Raw genomic sequence first — 21,187 nt, 5'->3', positions numbered from 1 at the left:
TCTTTTCAGCACTTTTGCAGGTGCAATTATTTAGCTTCGAGGTGCATAACCCTGAGCATCAAGTCGACGTGGCGAGACATATTGCCAACCGATGCCGCCGCCATAATCGCGATTTCCTCAGCCAGCAACACATTCAGGTTTTCACTCCCCACCACAATCGTCACGCTCTCCGCCGGCAACGGCGAAACATCCAACGTAAACTTCTGCAGCACCCGAGCCGCCGCCGCTTTATACGTCAGCAACTTCCCTGCAACGGAATACACCGCCAACAGCGTCCCACTGGCGAGGTAAAAACCAAACTCACCAATCTCATACTCGCCTTCGCCATCGAACAGCGCGGCCATCCTGAGTTGGCGCTCGCCCAAATCCTCGTAATCCACAATGGCGACCCGCTGGCGCTCGTCACGCAAGGCCACTTCCGTGCCGTCAGGGTTGTAGCGGCCGGTGCCGGCGCCGATGTGGGTGATTTCGCCTTTCAAGCCCTGGTTCTTTGCCTGCAGCACTTCATCCAAACCTTTGGAGGTGAAGCGCACCAGGCGCGTAATGTCATCTGTCATGGCTGCGCCCTGAGGTCGTAGTCGTTAATGGTGTAGTGCCGGGCAACGCCGGCACTGTTAAGTCGAGCGCCCAAGGCAAGTTCGGGTAATACGCCCTGCAGGCTGAACTCGCTGTCGTTAAACGGGGCGTGGACAATCGCGGTCAGGCCAAGGCGTGCTTGCGTCTGGTGAACCACGGTAATCGTCGCCTGATCGCGCTCGCTCTTCGCGGCGTTGATACGGCGGATCAAGCGGTTATGGTCGCCGCTGGACCAACTGCGCCCGATGATCGCCTGCACATCGAAGGTGTAAGGCACGCCCAGCGGCCGCTGTTGATACCAGGCGCTAATGTTGGGGCTGAAACCCAGCGACTCCACCGCATAACTCAAGGCCTTGGGCGTGCCCGCCTGGCGCTGGATCTGCCAGGACAAGCCCACGGTGAGACGCTTTTCCGCCTCGCTGGCATCCGCGTCCCATTCGCTGACGCCCCGATCGGCGGCCAGGTAGGGAAGGAATTCGGAGGGTGTTTGCAGCGGGTTCATCAATGCCGGAAACGGCGGCATGATCCGCTCGAGCAACGTGCCAAACCCCAGGTCCAACGCCTTTTCCAACGGTGAGCTATTGGCGGGCAACAAACTCGATTTGGGTTCACTCATAGCGTGCGCACCTCCACCTCGACGCCCGTGCAATACGGTGCCTGGAACGCCGAGCAGACAATCGGCGCCAGCGGTTCAAGGATTTGCAGTTGCGCCGCTCCGGCACTGTGGATGGCGTAGTCGATCCAGCTCGGGTCCACTCGCCCTTCCAGGCGGTGGCAGGACTCGGCGTAGGTTTGCAGCAACTGCTGCGCGGCCACTTGGGTCAGGCCCGAATCCGGGCCGGCGTTGATCTTGGCCACGACGCGAATCTTGTAGCGTTGGATCTGCGCACTTTGGACCGTGACGAGATCCGTTTCCGGCCGTACATCGGGCCGTGCGAAATGTCTGCGCACGCCGTCAAGCAAATCGGCAGAAGGGGTTCCATCACCGTCCCTGGACAGCACCGTCACCCTCACCTCACCGGGGGCGGTGCGTCGGCCGTTGCCATCCTTGACCTGCGCCGCATAGCCATCCGGGTCGAAGGTATAGGTGACCGTGACGACACCCGGTGTCGCGCTTTGCACGTTCACCGCCGGTCGTTCGCCGAGGGTGAACACCTCGCGGCGATACTGCATGCGCGAACCCGCCGCCGGCGCGTGGGGCGCCAAGTAATAGCGCAGCCGTGCGTCGTCGTCGCTTTCCAATGTCGGCGGCACCGGCGGGAAGGCCGCCGGGTCACCGGGGTCCAGCACCTGGCGCTCCAGCCCCATATCGGCCAGGCGTGCGTCGAGGTTACTGCCGGTGGCCCACCACGCAAGCATCTGCTTGATGCGCGCGTTGTACTTGCGTTCGTGGGTTTGCAGGCGCACGCAAAACGCTTCCAGGGCCAGGGTCAGCAGTTCGCTTTCGTTGTCGAGGCTGACCTTGAGTTTGGCGGCGCTTTGCGGCGCACGGGTGGCGACGTAGTCGATGACAAACGCCTTGAACTCCGCCAGCAACGGCTCGAACGCGTCGACGGTAATGATCGCCGGCTCCGCCAGTTGGTTCTGGCCAGGGATCAGCATGCTCATGTCATGACCTCGAAGGATTGTTGGCGGTTTTTCCAGGTGCCGGCAAACCGCAGCAACAGGCCGGCGCCCTGGCGGGTGGCGACGATGACTTGGGGTTGAAAGTCGGCGATGCCGTTCTCGACGTTGTAGAACGCTTGGGCGGCGTGGCTTTGGGCGAGGATCAAGAGGTCGTCGCCGAGGTTCTGCCCGAGCAGTTGGGGGATCAGCGAGCCGTACAACGGACGCTTCTGGCGAGTGCCCACGGGGGTGGTCAGCGCTCGGGTGGCGCGCTGCACGAATTGCAGCCAGTCATCGACGGCTGCCCCGGTGTTCCTATCGATTCCGATCATGGCAAATCCTTATGCGGTGCTGATCACGCGGCCCTGGTGATCCACCAGCGGGCCGCTCAAATGCACGCCGCCAGCATCCAATAGCAGGCCGACGGCGCCGAGTTGCAAGGTGATGTGGTTGGCGGTCAGCCGCAGCGTGGCGGCGCCGATCTTCGCTTCGATCTGTTCGCGGGAGCCGCTGAAGACGGTTGGTCCGTTGGTCCAGTTGAACGTGTGGCTGGCGTCGTCATAGTCACTTTGTGTGCCGTCCTGATGGCGGCGCCGGGTCACCGACGCAACGCTGGAGACCGGCGGAAACAGACTACTGTTGAGCCCGAAAAGCGCCACCGACTGCGCAGCGCCTTCCCCGCCGCCATAGTTGAGCAGCAAGCATTGTTCGCCCACTGACGGAATCCGCGTTTCAGTCTGCGCCCCCGCACTGGGGTTGAAAAAACGAATCGCTGGAGTGAGCAAATCACCGTGGCTGACGGTGCAGGTATTGCTGGCGGCGTCGACCTGCTGGCAGATGCCGATCCGACAGTAGCTTTCAGCACGGCGGTACAGATCTTCGAGCTGGGCCTCCATTTCCGCCAGGCGCTCGACGATCGGTCCCAGTTGCATGCGTAACAGCGCATCGAACATGGACTACTCCTGCAAGGGTCGGTATTGGTCAGGATCGTCGATACTCGAGACTTCCCACGTGCAGGCAAACAGAGGTTTTCCGGTGGGATCTTCGAGTAATGGCGGGCCGAGGTAGATGTTTTGGGTGAAGGACACTGTCCAGGTGTCGTAGTCCGTTTCGGTACTGCCCTGTAGGGTCGGCGCCGCGACGATGGCGGTTGGCAGGTCGCACTGGTCCGCCGGCAGGCCCCAGCGATTATCGAGGGCCAAATCCATCAATTGGCTGGCCAGGTCGCAAGCGTCGTAAGGCGCCGAACCACTGGCAACCCTGGCCATGAGTGACACCGACAGTGCATGGGCCTTGCGCCCTTCAAGGGATCGAACGCCGGGGCCGTTGCGTTCCACGGTAATCAGCACGCCGGTTTTATCCCCGGCGCTCTGGAAGTCCTGGTGATTGCCCACGCGCAATTGTGGGAAGGCGCCCTTGAGCGCTGCGCCAATTGCGATGGGCAGTTGGGAAGGTTTTTCGATAAATGTCATCAGTCGCGTCCTTGCAGCGGTTACTGCTGATCCGGGCGGGAGGGCGGGGCCTCGTTTACGCCAATGCGCTTGGCCGCCCAACGTTCATAAAGGCCGATGGCGACGTCCGCACCGGCCATGGCTGTCAGGCAACCGAGGGCGCCGGCGGTCAAGATCGACATGCCGGCGGCGTACAACAGCATCAACGCCGAGACCCCGCAGACCATGCACGCCCCAGACCGCAGCGCCAGGCGCCGGATCAGCGACCAACCACGGGCGCCCTCCTTGTCGGCACGCCACATTTCGCCGGAAACTCCGCCGATCAGCGCCAGTACGATCACCAGCCAGATAGGCATTTCCGCTAACGCTTGCTGCTCGTTTGTCATGTCACGCCTCCTGGCTGAGCAATGCCGGCAGAATGCCGGTGTTTGGGTAAAACCATTTATAGGTAGGCATTCCAAAAAGCCCGGTTGCCCGGGCTTTTCAGTAATGCGGTCCTCAATCTTTCGGCGCTACTGGCGCGGTACGGATCTTTCCTCGATGTTTTTCCGACCACGATCCCTGTCTGCCGGATAACTGCTTCTGGTGCTTTACGCTGCACACCCGGGTCAGTTGCCAACCCTCTGAACCGTTAAGGCCGGTTCATCGCTGCCTGTTCTTGTAAAACGGTGAAACTAAAGAGCGTCGGCATCCTTGCCGGTGTTGCTTGGCATCCCTGCCATCGCTTCGATGGCGTCCGTGCCGATGTTGCGTGCCTTCCTTGTCTTCCTTGGCAGCATCCTTGCCGCCTCCACCGGACCTTGTTGGCCGGCTTGAGACAAAGAATATGCATGTATGCATATACAGTCAATGCACAAGTGCATTTATTTTCAGCATGAAAATGCACTGATGCATTTAGAGCCTTGCTAGCAAAGGGTTTGATGCCTTTCAACGGACGAAAAAAAGCCCGCTCATTGGCGGGCTTTGTCTTACGCGAGAAGGTTAACGGGCGTACATGCCCCACCAGAAGACGTGACCGAGGATGCTGATCTGTTCATCCTGGATGTCCTGGAAGCTGTAGTCCTCGTCCGGGTGCTCATCGCGGTTGAAACTGCGCAGGCGAATCCCGGAAGGCAGGCGATAGAGCTGTTTGACCCGCAACTGGCCATTGTGATTGATGGCGTACAAGTCGCCATCGACGATGTCGCCAATCGCGCTCTTGCCCGCATTCACCCCCACCGTCGCGCCATCACGCAGCACCGGCAACATGCTGTTGCCGCGCACCGTCACGCACTTGGCCTGGTCGAACTGCACGCCGTTATGCCGCAGGCTGCGCTTGCCGAACCGCAGACTGGCCTTTTCGCTTTCCTCGATGACGAATCTTCCTGATCCAGCAGCCAATTCAACCTCACGCAAAAAGGGGATCGACACCTCGTCGTCATTCACGGGGGTGTCGTCATCCCACAGGCTTATGTCCTTGAGTTCCGAATGCATCGGGTCGCGCCCGTCATCCCGCGAAACGCCCACCGCCGCGCGCCCGCGCAGTTGGTCGGTGCTGACGCGGAAGTACTCGGCGATGCGGGAGATGTGCTTGTCCGAGGGGTCAACGATCTTGCCGCTGAGGATCCGGGACAGCGTGGATTGAGGCACGCCGGTACGCCGGTGAAGCTCCGTGGGGGAGATCCGGTCGCGGTCCAGCAGCTCTCTTAAGACAATAGAAACGTTGCGTTTTTGCATAAAGCGGATAGTGACGACAGATTTCAGGCTTGGCAAATGCTAATTTGCATTGACTATGCATTTTTATGCATTTTCCGTGACTTCTGAGCGGGCCTGCGAACGGTCGACCTCGCGTGTTAACCTTGCCGCCATCGCAAAATCAGCTGGGCCAAGCGCCCCTTTGCCCCACTCCTTTTAACGAATTCGCTAATTATCCGATGAGTAAAAACACTTCCGATCTGTCCTCCCACACCCCGATGATGCAGCAGTACTGGCGCCTGAAAAACCAGCACCCTGATCAGTTGATGTTCTATCGCATGGGCGATTTCTACGAGATCTTCTACGAAGACGCGAAGAAGGCCGCCAAGTTGTTGGACATTACCCTGACCGCGCGTGGGCAGTCGGCGGGGCAGTCGATTCCGATGTGTGGGATTCCTTACCATTCGTTGGAAGGCTACCTCGTCAAGCTGGTGAAGCTGGGCGAGTCGGTGGTGATCTGCGAGCAGATCGGCGACCCGGCCACCAGCAAGGGGCCGGTGGAGCGTCAGGTGGTGCGCATTATTACGCCGGGGACGGTGAGTGATGAGGCGCTGCTGGATGAGCGGCGCGATAACCTGATCGCTGCGGTGCTCGGCGATGAGCGCTTGTTCGGCCTGGCGGTACTGGATATCACCAGCGGCAACTTCAGCGTGATGGAGACCAAAGGCTGGGAGAACCTGCTGGCGGAGCTGGAGCGTATCAATCCGGTGGAGCTGATGATCCCGGATGATTGGCCAAAGGACCTGCCGGCGGAACGTCGTCGTGGGACCAAGCGTCGCGCGCCGTGGGATTTCGAGCGTGATTCAGCGCTGAAAAGCCTCTGCCAACAGTTCTCCGTGCAGGACCTCAAGGGCTTCGGTTGCGAAACCCTGACCCTGGCCATCGGCGCCGCCGGTTGCCTGCTCAGCTATGCCAAGGAAACCCAGCGCACCGCCCTGCCGCACTTGCGCAGCCTGCGCCATGAGCGCCTGGACGACACCGTCGTGCTCGATGGCGCCAGCCGTCGTAACCTGGAACTGGACACCAACCTGGCCGGCGGCCGCGACAACACTCTGCAATCGGTGGTGGACCGTTGCCAGACCGCCATGGGCAGCCGCTTGCTGACCCGTTGGCTGAACCGCCCGCTGCGGGATTTAACGGTATTGCAAGCGCGGCAGACGTCGATTACCTGCCTGCTGGACGGCTATCGCTTCGAAAAGCTGCAGCCGCAGTTGAAAGAAATCGGCGATATCGAGCGTATCCTGGCGCGGATCGGCCTGCGCAACGCGCGGCCCCGTGACTTGGCGCGTCTGCGTGATGCCTTGAGCGCCCTGCCGCAACTGCAAGTGGCGATGGCCGAACTGGACACGCCACACCTGCAACAACTCGCAGTAACTGCTGGCACCTACCCGGACCTGGCGGCGCTGCTGGAAAAAGCCATCATCGACAACCCGCCGGCGATCATCCGTGACGGCGGCGTGCTCAAGACTGGCTACGACAGCGAACTGGATGAACTGCAGTCCCTGAGCGAGAACGCCGGGCAGTTCCTGATTGACCTGGAAGCCCGCGAAAAAGCGCGCACCGGCCTGGCCAACCTGAAGGTCGGTTACAACCGCGTGCATGGCTACTTCATCGAGTTGCCGAGCAAGCAGGCCGAGCAGGCGCCCATCGACTATCAACGTCGTCAAACCCTAAAAGGTGCCGAGCGCTTCATCACCCCGGAGCTGAAAGCGTTCGAAGATAAGGCACTGTCGGCCAAGAGCCGTGCCTTGGCGCGGGAAAAGATGCTGTATGAAGCGCTGCTCGAAGATTTGATCGGCCGCTTGGCGCCGTTGCAAGACACCGCCGCCGCACTGGCGGAACTGGATGTGCTGAGCAACCTGGCCGAACGTGCGCTGAACCTTGACTTGAACTGCCCGCGGTTTGTCAGCGAGCCGTGCATGCGCATCGTTCAGGGTCGCCACCCGGTGGTGGAGCAGGTATTGACCACGCCGTTCGTCGCCAACGACCTGTCGCTGGATGACGATACCCGCATGCTGGTGATCACCGGTCCGAATATGGGCGGTAAATCCACCTACATGCGCCAGACCGCACTTATCGTGTTGCTGGCGCATATCGGCAGCTTTGTACCGGCGGCCAGTTGCGAGCTGTCCCTGGTGGATCGCATCTTCACGCGGATTGGTTCCAGCGATGACCTCGCCGGTGGCCGGTCGACCTTTATGGTGGAAATGAGCGAAACCGCGAACATCCTGCACAACGCCACCGAGCGCAGCCTGGTGCTGATGGACGAAGTGGGCCGCGGCACCAGCACCTTCGACGGCCTGTCCCTGGCCTGGGCGGCGGCCGAGCGCCTGGCGCACCTGCGCGCCTATACGCTGTTCGCCACCCATTACTTCGAACTGACCGTGCTGCCGGAAAGCGAGCCGCTGGTGGCCAACGTGCATCTCAATGCCACCGAGCACAACGAGCGTATCGTGTTCCTGCACCATGTGTTGCCAGGGCCGGCCAGCCAGAGTTACGGCCTGGCCGTGGCGCAGTTGGCCGGTGTGCCGAACGACGTGATCACCCGCGCCCGCGAGCACCTCAGCCGCCTGGAGGCCACCGCCCTGCCCCACGAAACCGTGATCGCCAGCCCGAAGAAGGCCAGCAGCAAATCCAGCGCGCCACACCAGAGTGATATGTTCGCCAGCCTGCCCCATCCGGTGCTGGATGAGTTGGCAAAACTTGACCTGGACGACTTGACACCGCGAAAAGCGCTGGAAATGCTCTACACACTGAAGACACGGATCTAACGCAGACGCTTGCAAGCTGATATTATCTCGCGCGGTTTGGGATGCTGCGGGCTTTTTAGCCTGGTCCGCAGACTATCGCTCTCAAACCTCGCGGGCCCCACCATAAGGGGTTTCGCTGCCGCCGCCTGAGGAGAAAATTAGAAATGACCTTCGTCGTCACCGACAACTGCATCAAGTGCAAATACACCGACTGCGTAGAAGTCTGTCCGGTGGACTGCTTCTACGAAGGCCCGAATTTCCTGGTCATCCACCCGGACGAGTGCATTGACTGCGCCCTGTGTGAACCTGAATGCCCGGCCGTCGCTATTTTCTCCGAGGACGAGGTCCCGGAAGATATGCAGGAATTTATCCAGTTGAACGTCGAACTGGCGGAAATCTGGCCGAACATCACGGAGAAGAAAGAGTCGTTGCCGGATGCGGAAGAGTGGGACGGTGTGAAAGGCAAGATCAAAGATCTCGAGCGCTGACAGCGTCGCTGCCCAATAAAAAGGCCCGCTAAGGCGTTATATCCTGGCGTACATAATTCGTGCGTGAGCGACCATAACGCCTAATGGGCGCAGGCTTTTGAGTCTAAAAGCCTTGCGATATATAGACACATCGGATTGCATCGTAGCTTCTAAACGCCGGCGACGCGGGTGGCGCTTTTCTCATTATTCGATTCGTTCGTGGCATAAGCTCTAAGCTGCGCGGTAGCCCCCATTCATAGCACGGTCCTCATGCCCACTCCCTGGAGAGGATGTGAGATCAGCCTCCCGGCAACTTACGAATTGCACAGGCAAAGCCGACCTCGAACACTGCCCGACCACGCCCGTTGACGACTTGTCCGCGAACGGCAAACACGCCTTCCGAACGCCAAAATTATGCGTTCAGATCATTTACCGGACGCGCTAGCCCGTGGCGTGGTGGCCTTCGCCATTTAAGGCGATGAATGTGACCGCCAATTCCCGAAACAGAAATTGCTATCGCTGCGTAGACCCTGCTTACTTAAGCGAATAAACCGTGCACGTTAATCCTACGCGAGCATCTCAACATGATGGGGCATGAGTGGCTGACTGGCGCCGGCCTGGTTTTCCTCGGATTAATAACTGGATTCGTCGGGACCAACACCGGTGGGAGTGTGTTTTTAACCGTCCCGGTGATGATCTGGCTGGGAATTGCGCCTCAGTCGTCGATCGCCACCGCACGCCTGGCCTCGGTAGGCACCATGATTGCCGGACTGCGGCACTTCCATAATCAGGGAAAGGTCGATTATGCGCTTGCCGTGCCAGCTGCGGCACTGGGGCTCGCCGGGGCTTTGGGAGGAGCGAGCCTTCTTCTTCAAATAGATCCCGCGCTGTTGCATAAAATAATTGGCGGGCTGACATTGTTGCTGGTGGCACTCTCCCTTATAAAAAAACCTCGTAGCGGCGAAACACCGCCCTCTGCGATCAGGCGTCTGTTTGGCTATATCCTCTTCATCCCAGTAGGAATGATCGGCGGGTTATTCGGTGGACAAGCCAAACTCTCGACGTATTTATTCATTATCTTTTTCAGAAAGACCATCAGCGAATCGGTGGGTACCCGCAAAGTCGGCGGACTCGTCCTCTCCGTGGGCTCGCTAATAATTTTCGGCGTCAGCGGAATCATTAACTGGCAGTACGGACTTTGCCTGGTTATTGGCACGCTATTGGGTGCAAATGCCGGCGCGAAGTTTGCGCTAAAGAAGGGTGACCAGTGGATGGAGTGCGTTTTTAATATCGTCGTGATCGCGCTGGCATTGAGGATGCTGTTCTGGTGAGCAGAAATCACGCAGCCCATCCACATCGGAAGGTGTGTTCCCGAAACGCTTACTGCCGCCGCACAAAGGGGGACTATTAAGTCGAAACGACTTGATTCAATCCAGACGGTGGCATAAATAAGCATGCACTTATAAGGTAACTCAATGGCCTTACGCCCGTGCAGAGCCAGATGGGCCCGAATCAAAAAAAGACACTACCTATGCATTTCCCATTCACGGAAATAACCTTGTGGGCCTTTTTTGTGTCTGGGGCAGGCGTTTTACTTTTCTGCAGGCAAAAAAAGGGGCGGTATGACCCGCCCACATTTTTTCCCTAGTCCCTGTATTCCTTTTTCATCATCCTGATGAATCGCATCCTGCGACGTTCCTTCAAACCATCGTTCCTTGATGGCTGTGTCAATCCGTGGACACAGGGCTGATAGTATCCAGTTCCCACGGAAGTACAACGCAACCCAAACCGCTGCCTGCAGAGCAATCGCGCTCGAAAGCCAATAAATAATTGTTATATTTCAATTGTTTAGAAATATAGCCAGACAATTCGAGACGTCCGGCAACGCTAAAAAAACCAAACACTTACGTGAAAGTAAGCAAATGCTTACACGAGCAACGGTGTAAGAGCGCAGCAAGCAATGCCCGGCCGTTCTGCGGACAAGAAAAAGCCCCGACAAATTCGAGGCTTGTTTCCTACGACGGGCTCAGTCGTCGCTGACTGTAATTGTCGGCATGGCCGGAGCAGCCGCTTCCTGCAGCACAATCCGCGCGCCCACGTGACGCGCCAGCTCCTGATAAACCATGGCGATCTGGCCGTCGGGCTCGGCAGCCACTGTCGGTTTGCCGCCATCGGCCTGTTCACGAATCACCATTGCCAGCGGCAGCGAGGCGAGCAACTCGACACCATACTGGGTGGCCAGTTTCTCGCCGCCCCCCTCGCCGAACAGATGCTCGGCGTGGCCGCAGTTGGAGCAGATGTGTACCGCCATGTTTTCCACGACGCCCAGCACTGGAATGTTGACCTTGCGGAACATTTCCACGCCCTTCTTCGCGTCCAGCAACGCCAGGTCCTGGGGGGTGGTGACGATCACCGCCCCGGCCACCGGGACTTTTTGTGCCAGGGTCAGTTGGATATCACCAGTGCCTGGCGGCATGTCGATCACCAGGTAGTCCAAATCGCCCCAGGCGGTCTGGGTGACCAGTTGCAGCAAGGCGCCGGAGACCATCGGCCCACGCCATACCATCGGTGTGTTGTCGTCGGTCAGGAACGCCATCGACATCACTTCCACACCCAGCGACTCGATGGGCACGAACCACTTCTGGTCCTTGATTTTCGGGCGAGTGCCCTCGGCAATGCCGAACATCACGCCCTGGCTTGGGCCGTAGATATCCGCGTCGAGAATCCCCACGCGAGCGCCTTCGCGCGCCAGCGCCAGCGCCAAGTTAGCCGCCGTGGTGGATTTACCCACGCCACCCTTGCCGGAGGCCACGGCCACCACATTTTTCACGTTAGCCAGGCCGGGGATCTGCGCCTGGGCCTTGTGCGGGGCGATCACACATTGAATGTCGACCTTGGCCGAACGCACACCGTCCAGGCCTTCGATGGCCATTTGCAGCATCTGCGCCCAGCCGCTCTTGAACAGGCCAGCGGCGTAGCCCAGTTCCATCCGGACCGACACCTGGTCGCCCTGGACCTCGATGGCGCGTACACAGCCGGCGCTGACCGGGTCTTGGTTCAAATAGGGGTCGGTGTATTGGCGAAGAACGGCTTCCACCGCTGCGCGATTGACGGCGCTCATGGGCTACTCCCGAAAAAAGACTGACTAAAACAGGCGGCTATCCTAACCGTTCCAGCGGCTTAACGGCATGCTTTCGCAGGCCGGGAAGATTCTGAAACAGCGTCACGGGGTGAAATATATTTCCCGGCGCTTTATAGTGACCGACCTCCGTTTCATCAAGTAGCCGAGCCCCAATGTCCGAGCCACGCAAGATCCTCGTCACCAGCGCCCTGCCCTATGCCAATGGTTCGATCCATCTTGGCCATATGCTTGAGTACATCCAGACCGATATGTGGGTGCGCTTCCAGAAGCATCGCGGCAATCAATGCATCTATGTCTGCGCGGACGACGCCCACGGTTCGGCCATCATGTTGCGCGCCGAAAAGGAAGGCATCACCCCGGAACAACTGATCGCCAATGTGCAGGCTGAACACAGCGCCGACTTTGCCGAGTTCCTGGTGGACTTCGATAACTTCCACTCGACCCACGCCGACGAAAACCGTGAGCTGTCGAGTCAGATCTACCTGCGGTTGAAGGACGCCGGGCACATTGCCACGCGCTCGATCACCCAGTATTTCGACCCGGAAAAGAAAATGTTCCTGGCCGACCGCTTCATCAAGGGCACCTGCCCGAAATGCGGCACCGAGGACCAGTACGGCGACAACTGCGAAAAATGCGGTGCCACCTACGCACCCACCGACCTGAAGGACCCGAAGTCGGCGATCTCCGGCGCCACCCCGGTGCTCAAGGATTCCCAGCACTTTTTCTTCAAACTCCCGGATTTCCAGCAGATGCTGCAAACCTGGACGCGCAGCGGCACCCTGCAGGATGCCGTCGCCAACAAGATCGCCGAATGGCTGGATGCCGGGCTGCAACAGTGGGACATCTCCCGCGATGCGCCGTATTTTGGCTTTGAGATTCCAGGCGAGCCGGGCAAGTATTTCTACGTGTGGCTGGACGCCCCGATCGGCTACATGGCCAGCTTCAAGAACCTGTGCAACCGCACGCCGGAGCTGGACTTCGACGCGTTCTGGGGCAAGGACTCCACCGCCGAGCTGTACCATTTCATCGGCAAGGACATCGTCAACTTCCACGCCTTGTTCTGGCCGGCGATGCTCGAAGGTTCGGGCTACCGCAAGCCGACCGGCATCAACGTACACGGCTACCTGACCGTCAACGGCCAGAAGATGTCCAAGTCCCGTGGCACCTTTATCAAGGCGCGCACCTACCTGGATCACCTGTCGCCGGAATACCTGCGCTACTACTACGCGTCCAAGCTGGGCCGTGGCGTCGACGACCTCGACCTGAACCTGGAAGACTTCGTACAGAAGGTCAACTCGGACCTCGTCGGCAAAGTCGTCAACATCGCCAGCCGTTGCGCCGGTTTCATCCACAAGGGCAACGCCGGTGTGCTGGTGGCCGAGAATGCCGCGCCGGAACTGACTGACGCGTTCCTGGCCGCCGCGCCAAGCATTGCCGACGCCTATGAGGCCCGCGACTTTGCCCGCGCCATGCGCGAGATCATGGGCCTGGCCGACCGCGCCAACGCGTGGATCGCCGACAAGGCGCCGTGGTCGCTGAACAAGCAGGAAGGCAAACAGGCGGAAGTCCAGGCCATCTGCGCCACCGGCGTCAACCTGTTCCGCCAGTTGGTGATCTTCCTCAAGCCGGTGCTGCCGTTGCTGACCGCGGATGCCGAGGCGTTCCTCAACGTCGCGCCGCTGACCTGGAACGATCACGCCACCTTGCTCAGCAACCATCAGTTGAATGAGTTCAAGCCGTTGATGACCCGCATCGATCCGGTAAAAGTCCAGGCCATGAGCGACGCTTCGAAAGAAGACCTGGTCGCCAGCCCGACAGACACCGGCGAATCGACGCCGGCCGGCAACGGCGAACTGGTCAAGGAGCCGCTGTCCCCGGAGATCGAGTTCGACGCCTTTGCCGCCGTGGACCTGCGGGTTGCGCTGATCCTCAAGGCCGAAGCCGTGGAAGGTGCCGACAAGCTGCTGCGCCTGACCCTCGACATCGGCGACGAGCAACGCAACGTGTTCTCCGGGATCAAGAGCGCTTATCCGGACCCGTCCAAGCTCAATGGGCGCCTGACCATGATGATCGCCAACCTCAAGCCACGGAAAATGAAGTTCGGTATTTCCGAAGGCATGGTGATGGCGGCCGGCCCCGGCGGCGAAGAAATCTACCTGCTGAGCCCTGACAGCGGCGCCAAGCCGGGTCAACGCATCAAGTAAGCCCTGCAAACAGCCCTGTCGTCGCGGCGACAGGGCTTTTCAGCTAGTACCCCCTTCTCGCTTACCGGATAATCAGGCCCTGTTTGCTTAACCGGCATGCCCATGACCGATATGCTCCTCACCCTTGTCAGCGCCGCCCTGATCAACAACTTCGTGTTGCAGATGCCGTTGGCCGTCGACCCGATGTTGGCTGCGCACTCACGCTCGCGGGTGCATGCATTGGGGATTGCCACCACCGTGTTGATGGCAGTCAGCAGCATGCTGGGCTATCTGCTGGACCACTACCTGCTGCAGCCGCTGGCGATGACCGCCCTGCGACTGTTTGTGTTTTTACCGCTGACCGCGCTGCTGATCCGCCCGGTGCTCGGCTTGCTCACGCGCTTGCGCCCCACACTGCCGACGGAGGGGTTATGGCCACTCCTACTGGGCAACGCCGGGGTACTGGGCGTGGTGTTGCTGGGCATTGAAGACGACAAGGGTCTGGCACACATGGCGGCACTGAGCCTGGGCGCCGGGCTCGGCTTCTGGCTGGTGCTGAGCCTGTTCAGCGACTTGCGCCAGCGGATCGCCGACAACGACATTCCGCTGCCCTTCCGCGGCCTGCCGGTCGAACTGATCAGCGCCGGGCTGATGGCGGTGGCTTTTCTGGGTTTCAACGCAATGATCAAAGCATGAACCTGATTCAACGTATCGACGCGCTGCTCCCGCAAACCCAATGCGGCAAATGCGGGCACCCGGGCTGCAAGCCCTACGCCGAAGGCATTGCCCAAGGCGAAGCCATCAACAAGTGCCCGCCGGGAGGGCCGGAAACGATCGGCGCACTCGCGCAGTTGCTGAACGTGCCGGTGCTGACGCTGGACGCCAGCCACGGCGAAGCGCCGCCACAGATTGCCTACATCCGCGAAGCCGAATGCATCGGTTGTACCAAATGCATCCAGGCGTGCCCGGTGGATGCGATTGTCGGCGCGGCCAAATTGATGCACACCGTGATCATCGACGAATGCACCGGTTGCGACCTGTGCGTCGCGCCCTGCCCGGTCGACTGCATCGAAATGCACCCGCTGGCGACGGTGCTGCCGATTGTCGGCGGCCTGGCGACCAACGACCACGAGCGCCGCGAGCGCGGCTTAAAGCGTGACCGCGCACGACGACGCTTTGAGCAACGAAACGCGCGCCTGCAACGAGAAGAAGAACACAAGCAGGCCGAACGCCTGGCCCGAGCCAAGCGTGCCGCGCCGCTGGCCGCCGTGCCGATCGATACGGCCCAGGCAGCCCAGGATGCCGCGATCAAGAAAGCCAAGATCAACGTGGCGATGAGCCGTGCGCAGTTGCACAAATCCTTGAAGGCATTCGGTCATCCGCCCACCCTTGAACAGCAATCGCAATTGATCGTCCTGCAACGACAGTTCGAAGCCGCAGAGCAAGCACTAACCGCCCTGGAGGTGAACCTCGCGCCCGCAACACCGGCCCCCGACAGCAACGCCGATCTCAAGCGCGCCAAGATCCAACTGGCAATGCGTCGCGCCGAATTGAAAAAAGCCCAGGATCAGAACGCCGATCCACAGCAGCTGTCCGAGGCGCACGACAAGCTCGACGCAGCACAGCGCCAGGTGGATGCCCATGGCCACGCTTGAGCCTCAGCAAGCCCTGCAACGGGTGTTGCTGGCGACGCTGCCGGGTGCGGTGGCGATGTTCTGGTTATACGGTTGGGGCGTGTTGATCAATCTGTTGCTGGCGACGGGCGGCGCACTGTTGGTAGATGCGGGCGTGCAACGCCTGCGGGGGCAGCGTGGCAGCGATCTGAGCAGCCTGGTCAGCGCCACCTTGCTCGCCCTGGCACTGCCGCCCTATTGCCCCTGGTGGCTGTGCGTGGCGGCCGTCGCCACTGGGCTGCTGCTGGGCAAGCACCTGTACGGTGGCCATCGCAACCCTTTCAACCCGGCCATGGTCGGGTATGCGTTGATGCTGGTGGCCTTTCCGCAACTCATGACGCACTGGCCGGCCACCCACGGCCTGGACCTGCTGGCCGGCGCACAACAGGTATTCGGCCTGCAACGCGACGCGCCCGATGCCTGGGCCCAGGCGACTGCACTGGATGCCCTGCGACTGAACAAGAGCCTGACCATCGATGAACTGTTCGCTCGCAGCCCGGCATTTGGGCATTTCGGCGGCAAGGGCAGCGAGTGGGTGAACCTGGCGTTTCTGGTGGGCGGTCTGTGGCTGTTACGCCAGCGGGTATTCAGTTGGCACGCGCCGCTGGGCATGCTGGGCAGCCTCTTTGTGATCAGCTTGCTGTGCTGGAATGGCTCGGGCTCTGACTCCCAGGGCTCGCCGCTGTTTCATCTGCTGACCGGCGCCACCGTTCTCGGCGCATTTTTTATCGTCACCGAGCCGGTCTCGGGCCCGAAAAGCCCCACGGCCCGGCTGCTGTTCGGGGCGGGCGTGGGCGTGCTGACATATCTGATTCGCACGTGGGGAGGTTACCCGGACGGTGTAGCCTTTGCGGTGCTGCTGATGAACCTGGCCGTGCCGGCACTGGAACGCCTGGTGGCAGCGAAACAGCCAGCGGTCAGCCGATGAAATCGAGCAGAGGTGTGTTGCTGGCGTTGCTGATCGCCATCGGCGGCGGCACGCTGGTCCTCACCCTTCAGCACCTGACCGCCGATCACGCCGCGCGCCAGGTTCAGGCGCTACAGCGCCAGGCGCTGCGCGACCTGCTACCCGCCGACCGCTATGACAATCAGCCACTGGATCACCCGCTGACCATCGCCCCACAGCCCCTCGCCGAGAGCCAACTGCAGGGTGGCTATCGGGTGACCCTGTCGGGCCAACCCCGCGCGGTACTGCTTCGTTTGACGACCAGCGGCTACGCTGGGCCGATCGAACTGCTGATCGCCATCGACCGCGACGGCAAGCTGCTGGGAATCAAAACCCTGGCGCAATCGGAAACCCCAAGCCTGGGTGGGCATATCAGCGAGCCCGGCAACCCTTGGCTGGCTTCATTCAAGGGGCGTTCGCGCACGGACATGCAAGGCTCGACCTTCGATCAAATAGCCGGTGCCACCCTCACCTCCCGAGCGGTGATCAGTGCCGTCCACGACGCTTTGCGCTATTTCGACGAGCACCGCTCATCCCTGCTGGAGCCCGACGCCCATGACTAGAGCCGTTGGCCTGGCCAATGCATCGATGCTGGCACCGTTGCTCGGCGTGACTGACACCCTGCCCAAAGCCCTGAGTTTCCTGGCGTTGTCGGCGCTGATCGTGACGCTCTACGGCCTGGCCATGCGCGCGCTGCGCTCACGCCTGAGCGCGCCCCTGCGGTTGGGTGCCAGCCTGACGGTCGCCGCTACGCTGGTCAGCTGTGCGCAGTTACTGTTACAGGCATTTGCGCTACCGATGTATCAGCAGTTGGGCATCTACCTCGCGCTGATCAGCGTGCAATGCGTCGTCCTGGAACATAATGCTTTCTTTGAGGCGGACCAGCGCAAGGCGCAGCTACGGTTAGTCGCTCTGTTCGCCGCACTCATGATCATCCTGGGGGTGTTACGCGCCACTGCCGCCACCCAATTGATGCCGGCCGGGTTTATCCTGCTCGGGTTATTGCTCGCTGGGTTGCAGGCCTGGGCCCATTTTTCACAATCACGCTGACCTCCAGCAAGGAATCGCCTGCCCCATGAACGCCGCAAAACGCCTGGAAATTTTCCGCAGGCTTCACGAAGACAATCCGGAACCCAAAACCGAACTGGCTTACTCAACGCCGTTTGAGTTGCTGATTGCGGTGATTCTCTCGGCCCAATCCACAGACGTTGGCGTCAACAAGGCCACGGCCAAGCTATATCCCGTGGCGAACACCCCGGCAGCGATCCATGCTTTGGGCGTGGAAGGTTTGTCTGAATACATCAAGACCATCGGCCTATACAACAGCAAGGCGAAGAATGTCATCGAGACCTGCCGCCTGCTGGTCGAACGGCATAACGGTGAAGTGCCGCAGACTCGTGAAGCGCTGGAGGCTCTGCCGGGAGTGGGCCGCAAGACGGCCAACGTTGTGCTCAATACGGCATTCCGGCAACTGACCATGGCCGTGGACACCCACATTTTCCGCGTAAGTAACCGCACCGGCATTGCCCGCGGCAAGAATGTGGTGGAAGTGGAAAAACAACTGATGAAGTTTGTCCCCAAGCCGTATCTGCTCGATTCGCACCACTGGCTGATCCTTCACGGACGCTACGTTTGCCAAGCCCGCAAGCCGCGCTGTGGCAGCTGTCGCATCGAAGACCTGTGCGAATACAAGGACAAGACGTCGGACGATTGAGAGATCATTGGTTTTTCGATCCATCGATTGAAAAAATCTTTTTTACCCGCTCATGGAATATCGTTATAAGGAGCGCCAACGGCAGTCTTAGCCCGGAGTTAACCTTATGAGCACTGGCAAAGAACAACTGGAAGTGGAAGATGACCTTGTTGAGTCGGATGACGGTGGAGAGGAAACACCTGTAGAGGTAGCCAAGACCAATCTAAGCAAACGCCGCACCATCGATAACCTCCTGGAAGAGCGACGCTTGCAAAAACAGCTGGCCGATTACGACTTCGACCTCTGATCGGCCGAGAACGGCCGGAAGCCTCCCTGACGGAGGCTTTTTTCTGCCGATTCGCCTGGCTATCAAGCCATGTGGTGGCGCCCTCCTCTAGACCAGTCCATTGCGTTGAGCCAACTCGATCAGATCGACCAGTGAGCGGGCATTGAGCTTGAGCAGCAACCGCGTCTTATAGGTGCTGACAGTTTTGTTGCTGAGGAACATGCCGTCGGCGATTTCCTTGTTGGTTTTGCCGCGCGCCAGTTGCTGCAACACCATCATCTCGCGCCCCGAAAGGCGCTCGACCATGTCGGCCTCGCTGGCATTGCCCATGGTGGAACGCACCGAATTCAGCGCCTGGTTCGGAAAGTAGCTGTAGCCGGACAGCACCGCCTTGATGGCACTCAGCAATTCCGTCAGGTCCTGCTGCTTGCACACGTACCCGGCCGCCCCCGCTTGCATGCAGCGCATGGAGAAATGACCCGGGGCCTGGGAAGTCAGGACCAGCACCTTGAACGGTGTGGCCTGCTTGGTCGACGACAGCCGGCAGATAACTTCCAGGCCATCGAGTTTGGGAATCCCAATATCCAGTATGACAATGTCCGGCATATGTTCCCGCGCAAGTTGCAACGCATCGACACCGTTATCGGTCTCGGCAACGACCTCATAACCATGACGCTCCATTAGCATGCGCACAGCAAGACGAATGACGGGATGATCATCCACGATCAGCACTTTATTCATGAGAAAGTCCAATTTCGCTGTTCGAATTATTCAGAGCAAGCACAATAGCCTAGTCGTTTCCTAGTTGGCATAGCGTTCCACCCCGAGCAACAGCAAGCAGAGACCCAACCCACAACGAGATAGGAATTAACCTACAAAAAATCACCAACTCAGATGTTTCGAGTTTTATGGAGCCCTTCAGACCTTTCCGGGCTCGTACATATTTTGAGAGAAATATCCGGTGGTTAGGGGGCCAGTCGTAAACGCAGCGCACACCAGTTTCAGGAAATGCCCCTTGCATGCCGCTACCACACGGACGGACGGGTAAAAAAAATCTGATGATTTCAGTTCCATTTAACATATTTATTTACACCATAAATTTCCTACAGAACTTTCCGCGACTTACATCTACGCCGCACTTTCTTGAGTGAATTTTCTGTAAGACATAGTTCCTATTCAGGTGTAAATAATTCATTCCTCGGCGCGCCAAGTATCAAAGTTTTTGAAACGCCGAACCCTCGACAGACTTTACACAACCGTAAACAACTTTAAACATCAGGGCCGTTGTGCCTTTTTTACGGGCAAAAAAAATGGCCCCTGAACAAGGGGCCACTTTTCATTTCGACTGGAACACTCAGAACAACTTGCGACCCTTGTTGGCCGCAATGCGCATGCGCAGTGCATTCAACTTGATGAAGCCTGCTGCGTCCGCCTGGTTGTAGGCGCCGCCATCTTCTTCGAAGGTGGCGATGTTGGCGTCGAACAGCGACTCGTCGGATTTGCGACCGGTGACGATCACATTGCCCTTGTACAGCTTCAGGCGCACAACACCGTTCACGTGAGCCTGGGAAGCGTCGATCATCTGTTGCAGCATCAGACGCTCAGGGCTCCACCAGTAGCCGGTGTAGATCAGGCTGGCGTACTTGGGCATCAGCTCGTCTTTGAGGTGAGCCACTTCGCGGTCCAGAGTGATCGACTCGATGGCGCGGTGGGCGCGCAGCATGATGGTGCCGCCTGGGGTTTCGTAGCAGCCACGGGACTTCATGCCCACGTAACGGTTCTCGACGATGTCGAGACGGCCGATACCGTGTGCGCCGCCGATACGGTTCAGGGTCGCCAGTACGGTGGCCGGGGTCATTTCGACGCCGTCCAGCGCGACGATGTCGCCGTTGCGGTAGGTCAGTTCCAGATACTGCGGCTTGTCGGGAGCGTTCTCCGGGGAGACGGTCCACTTCCACATGTCTTCTTCGTGCTCGGTCCAGGTGTCTTCCAGCACGCCGCCTTCATAGGAGATGTGCAACAGGTTGGCATCCATCGAGTACGGGGACTTTTTCTTACCATGACGCTCGATCGGGATTGCGTGCTTTTCAGCGTAATCCATCAGCTTTTCACGGGACAGCAGGTCCCATTCACGCCAAGGGGCAATCACTTTCACGCCCGGCTTGAGCGCATAGGCGCCCAGTTCGAAACGCACCTGGTCGTTACCTTTGCCGGTGGCGCCATGGGAAATGGCGTCAGCGCCGGTTTCGTTGGCGATTTCGATCAGGCGCTTGGCGATCAGCGGACGTGCGATGGAGGTACCCAGCAGGTACTCGCCTTCGTAGACGGTGTTGGCGCGAAACATCGGGAAAACGAAGTCGCGGACGAACTCTTCGCGCAGGTCGTCAATGTAGATCTCTTTGACGCCCATGGCTTGCGCCTTGGCACGTGCAGGTTCGACCTCTTCGCCCTGACCCAGGTCAGCGGTGAAGGTCACCACTTCACAGTTATAAGTATCCTGCAGCCACTTGAGGATCACCGAAGTGTCCAGGCCGCCGGAATACGCGAGAACGACCTTGTTTACGTCGGCCATGCCATCACTCCACGGGGTTTTACGGAAAGGCAACGATTCTACCGATCAAAACCGCGAAATTACAGGGGCGCGACAGCAAATGAAGATAAAGCGACAGATTATGTCGAGC

The 21,187-nt window shown here is 59.5% G+C and carries 21 protein-coding genes and 1 pseudogene; 11 read left to right on the top strand and 11 right to left on the bottom strand.

Annotated elements, in window-relative coordinates:
* Positions 1–26: 26 nt before the first annotated feature.
* The 8 genes from ACP7CJ_RS01380 to ACP7CJ_RS01345 all read right to left on the bottom strand — a co-directional run bounded on the left by ACP7CJ_RS01380 (position 27) and on the right by ACP7CJ_RS01345 (position 5,348).
* Entirely contained in the window at positions 27–557 is a 531-nt protein-coding gene (locus ACP7CJ_RS01380) for a hypothetical protein (protein ID WP_426099602.1), read from the bottom strand.
* The gene (locus ACP7CJ_RS01375) at positions 554–1,192 is read right to left on the bottom strand and encodes a phage tail protein I (RefSeq protein WP_426099603.1); all 639 of its coding nucleotides are present in this window, start codon (positions 1,190–1,192) and stop codon (positions 554–556) included. Before ACP7CJ_RS01375 ends, ACP7CJ_RS01380 begins: the two co-directional genes overlap by 4 nt.
* Positions 1,189–2,184, bottom strand: coding sequence for a baseplate J/gp47 family protein (locus ACP7CJ_RS01370; protein ID WP_276196777.1), 996 nt, complete (start codon positions 2,182–2,184; stop codon positions 1,189–1,191). The genes ACP7CJ_RS01375 and ACP7CJ_RS01370 overlap by 4 nt, the downstream gene beginning before the upstream one ends.
* Complete coding sequence (locus tag ACP7CJ_RS01365) at positions 2,181–2,513, bottom strand: phage baseplate protein (protein ID WP_276196776.1); 333 nt, start codon at positions 2,511–2,513, stop codon at positions 2,181–2,183. The genes ACP7CJ_RS01370 and ACP7CJ_RS01365 overlap by 4 nt, the downstream gene beginning before the upstream one ends.
* A gap of 9 nt (positions 2,514–2,522) precedes the next feature.
* Positions 2,523–3,134: a phage baseplate assembly protein V gene (locus ACP7CJ_RS01360; RefSeq protein ID WP_426099604.1), complete on the bottom strand. Its 612-nt coding sequence runs from the start codon at positions 3,132–3,134 to the stop codon at positions 2,523–2,525.
* Between the two features lie 3 nt (positions 3,135–3,137).
* Positions 3,138–3,653, bottom strand: coding sequence for a hypothetical protein (locus ACP7CJ_RS01355; RefSeq protein WP_426099605.1), 516 nt, complete (start codon positions 3,651–3,653; stop codon positions 3,138–3,140).
* A 20-nt stretch (positions 3,654–3,673) separates the two neighbouring features.
* On the bottom strand, positions 3,674–4,018 hold the full coding sequence (locus tag ACP7CJ_RS01350; protein ID WP_426099606.1) for a phage holin family protein: 345 nt from the start codon (positions 4,016–4,018) through the stop codon (positions 3,674–3,676).
* 595 nt (positions 4,019–4,613) lie between these two features.
* Positions 4,614–5,348 carry a LexA family transcriptional regulator gene (locus ACP7CJ_RS01345; RefSeq protein WP_078833449.1) on the bottom strand — a complete coding sequence of 245 codons (735 nt, stop codon included), beginning with the start codon at positions 5,346–5,348 and terminating at the stop codon, positions 4,614–4,616.
* A gap of 197 nt (positions 5,349–5,545) precedes the next feature.
* Between ACP7CJ_RS01345 and mutS the strand changes: the two genes are divergently transcribed.
* The 3 genes from mutS to ACP7CJ_RS01330 all read left to right on the top strand — a co-directional run bounded on the left by mutS (position 5,546) and on the right by ACP7CJ_RS01330 (position 9,914).
* A complete protein-coding gene (gene mutS / locus ACP7CJ_RS01340) occupies positions 5,546–8,137 on the top strand; it encodes a DNA mismatch repair protein MutS (protein ID WP_426099607.1) in 2,592 nt (863 codons plus the stop codon).
* A gap of 143 nt (positions 8,138–8,280) precedes the next feature.
* On the top strand, positions 8,281–8,604 hold the full coding sequence (gene fdxA, locus ACP7CJ_RS01335) for a ferredoxin FdxA (protein ID WP_003222178.1): 324 nt from the start codon (positions 8,281–8,283) through the stop codon (positions 8,602–8,604).
* 563 nt (positions 8,605–9,167) lie between these two features.
* Positions 9,168–9,914: a sulfite exporter TauE/SafE family protein gene (locus ACP7CJ_RS01330; RefSeq protein ID WP_276196719.1), complete on the top strand. Its 747-nt coding sequence runs from the start codon at positions 9,168–9,170 to the stop codon at positions 9,912–9,914.
* A gap of 695 nt (positions 9,915–10,609) precedes the next feature.
* Here the strand turns inward: ACP7CJ_RS01330 and apbC are convergent.
* Positions 10,610–11,704 carry an iron-sulfur cluster carrier protein ApbC gene (gene apbC, locus ACP7CJ_RS01325; protein ID WP_276196718.1) on the bottom strand — a complete coding sequence of 365 codons (1,095 nt, stop codon included), beginning with the start codon at positions 11,702–11,704 and terminating at the stop codon, positions 10,610–10,612.
* 173 nt (positions 11,705–11,877) lie between these two features.
* Between apbC and metG the strand changes: the two genes are divergently transcribed.
* The 8 genes and pseudogenes from metG (at position 11,878) to ACP7CJ_RS01285 (ending at position 18,527) form a co-directional block, all read left to right on the top strand.
* The gene (gene metG / locus ACP7CJ_RS01320) at positions 11,878–13,929 is read left to right on the top strand and encodes a methionine--tRNA ligase (RefSeq protein ID WP_426099608.1); all 2,052 of its coding nucleotides are present in this window, start codon (positions 11,878–11,880) and stop codon (positions 13,927–13,929) included.
* Between the two features lie 102 nt (positions 13,930–14,031).
* Entirely contained in the window at positions 14,032–14,604 is a 573-nt protein-coding gene (locus tag ACP7CJ_RS01315; protein WP_247396257.1) for an Rnf-Nqr domain containing protein, read from the top strand.
* A gap of 17 nt (positions 14,605–14,621) precedes the next feature.
* A pseudogene (gene rsxB / locus ACP7CJ_RS01310) lies at positions 14,622–14,993 on the top strand (electron transport complex subunit RsxB); the annotation flags it as partial.
* 556 nt (positions 14,994–15,549) lie between these two features.
* Positions 15,550–16,509: an RnfABCDGE type electron transport complex subunit D gene (locus ACP7CJ_RS01305; protein ID WP_426099609.1), complete on the top strand. Its 960-nt coding sequence runs from the start codon at positions 15,550–15,552 to the stop codon at positions 16,507–16,509.
* Positions 16,506–17,090 (top strand): RnfABCDGE type electron transport complex subunit G, encoded by a 585-nt coding sequence (locus ACP7CJ_RS01300; protein ID WP_426099610.1) that lies wholly within the window; start codon positions 16,506–16,508, stop codon positions 17,088–17,090. Before ACP7CJ_RS01305 ends, ACP7CJ_RS01300 begins: the two co-directional genes overlap by 4 nt.
* Complete coding sequence (locus ACP7CJ_RS01295; RefSeq protein ID WP_276196713.1) at positions 17,083–17,577, top strand: Rnf-Nqr domain containing protein; 495 nt, start codon at positions 17,083–17,085, stop codon at positions 17,575–17,577. Before ACP7CJ_RS01300 ends, ACP7CJ_RS01295 begins: the two co-directional genes overlap by 8 nt.
* Positions 17,578–17,602: 25 nt before the next feature.
* Positions 17,603–18,241 carry an endonuclease III gene (nth, locus tag ACP7CJ_RS01290; RefSeq protein ID WP_247396271.1) on the top strand — a complete coding sequence of 213 codons (639 nt, stop codon included), beginning with the start codon at positions 17,603–17,605 and terminating at the stop codon, positions 18,239–18,241.
* 106 nt (positions 18,242–18,347) lie between these two features.
* Positions 18,348–18,527: a PA3496 family putative envelope integrity protein gene (locus tag ACP7CJ_RS01285; RefSeq protein ID WP_247396274.1), complete on the top strand. Its 180-nt coding sequence runs from the start codon at positions 18,348–18,350 to the stop codon at positions 18,525–18,527.
* Between the two features lie 87 nt (positions 18,528–18,614).
* On the opposite strand, the gene ACP7CJ_RS01280 is transcribed toward ACP7CJ_RS01285, so the two are convergent.
* A complete protein-coding gene (locus tag ACP7CJ_RS01280) occupies positions 18,615–19,247 on the bottom strand; it encodes a response regulator transcription factor (protein ID WP_017844627.1) in 633 nt (210 codons plus the stop codon).
* Positions 19,248–19,860: 613 nt separating this feature from the next.
* Positions 19,861–21,078: an argininosuccinate synthase gene (locus tag ACP7CJ_RS01275; protein ID WP_276196712.1), complete on the bottom strand. Its 1,218-nt coding sequence runs from the start codon at positions 21,076–21,078 to the stop codon at positions 19,861–19,863.
* Positions 21,079–21,187: the final 109 nt, after the last annotated feature.

The sequence above is a fragment of the Pseudomonas sp. PSPC3-2 genome (assembly GCF_049897085.1).
GTDB classification, from domain to species: domain Bacteria; phylum Pseudomonadota; class Gammaproteobacteria; order Pseudomonadales; family Pseudomonadaceae; genus Aquipseudomonas; species Aquipseudomonas paraveronii.
Note: the sequence above shows the minus strand (reverse complement) of the source record. Positions and strands in the feature narration are given on the sequence as shown.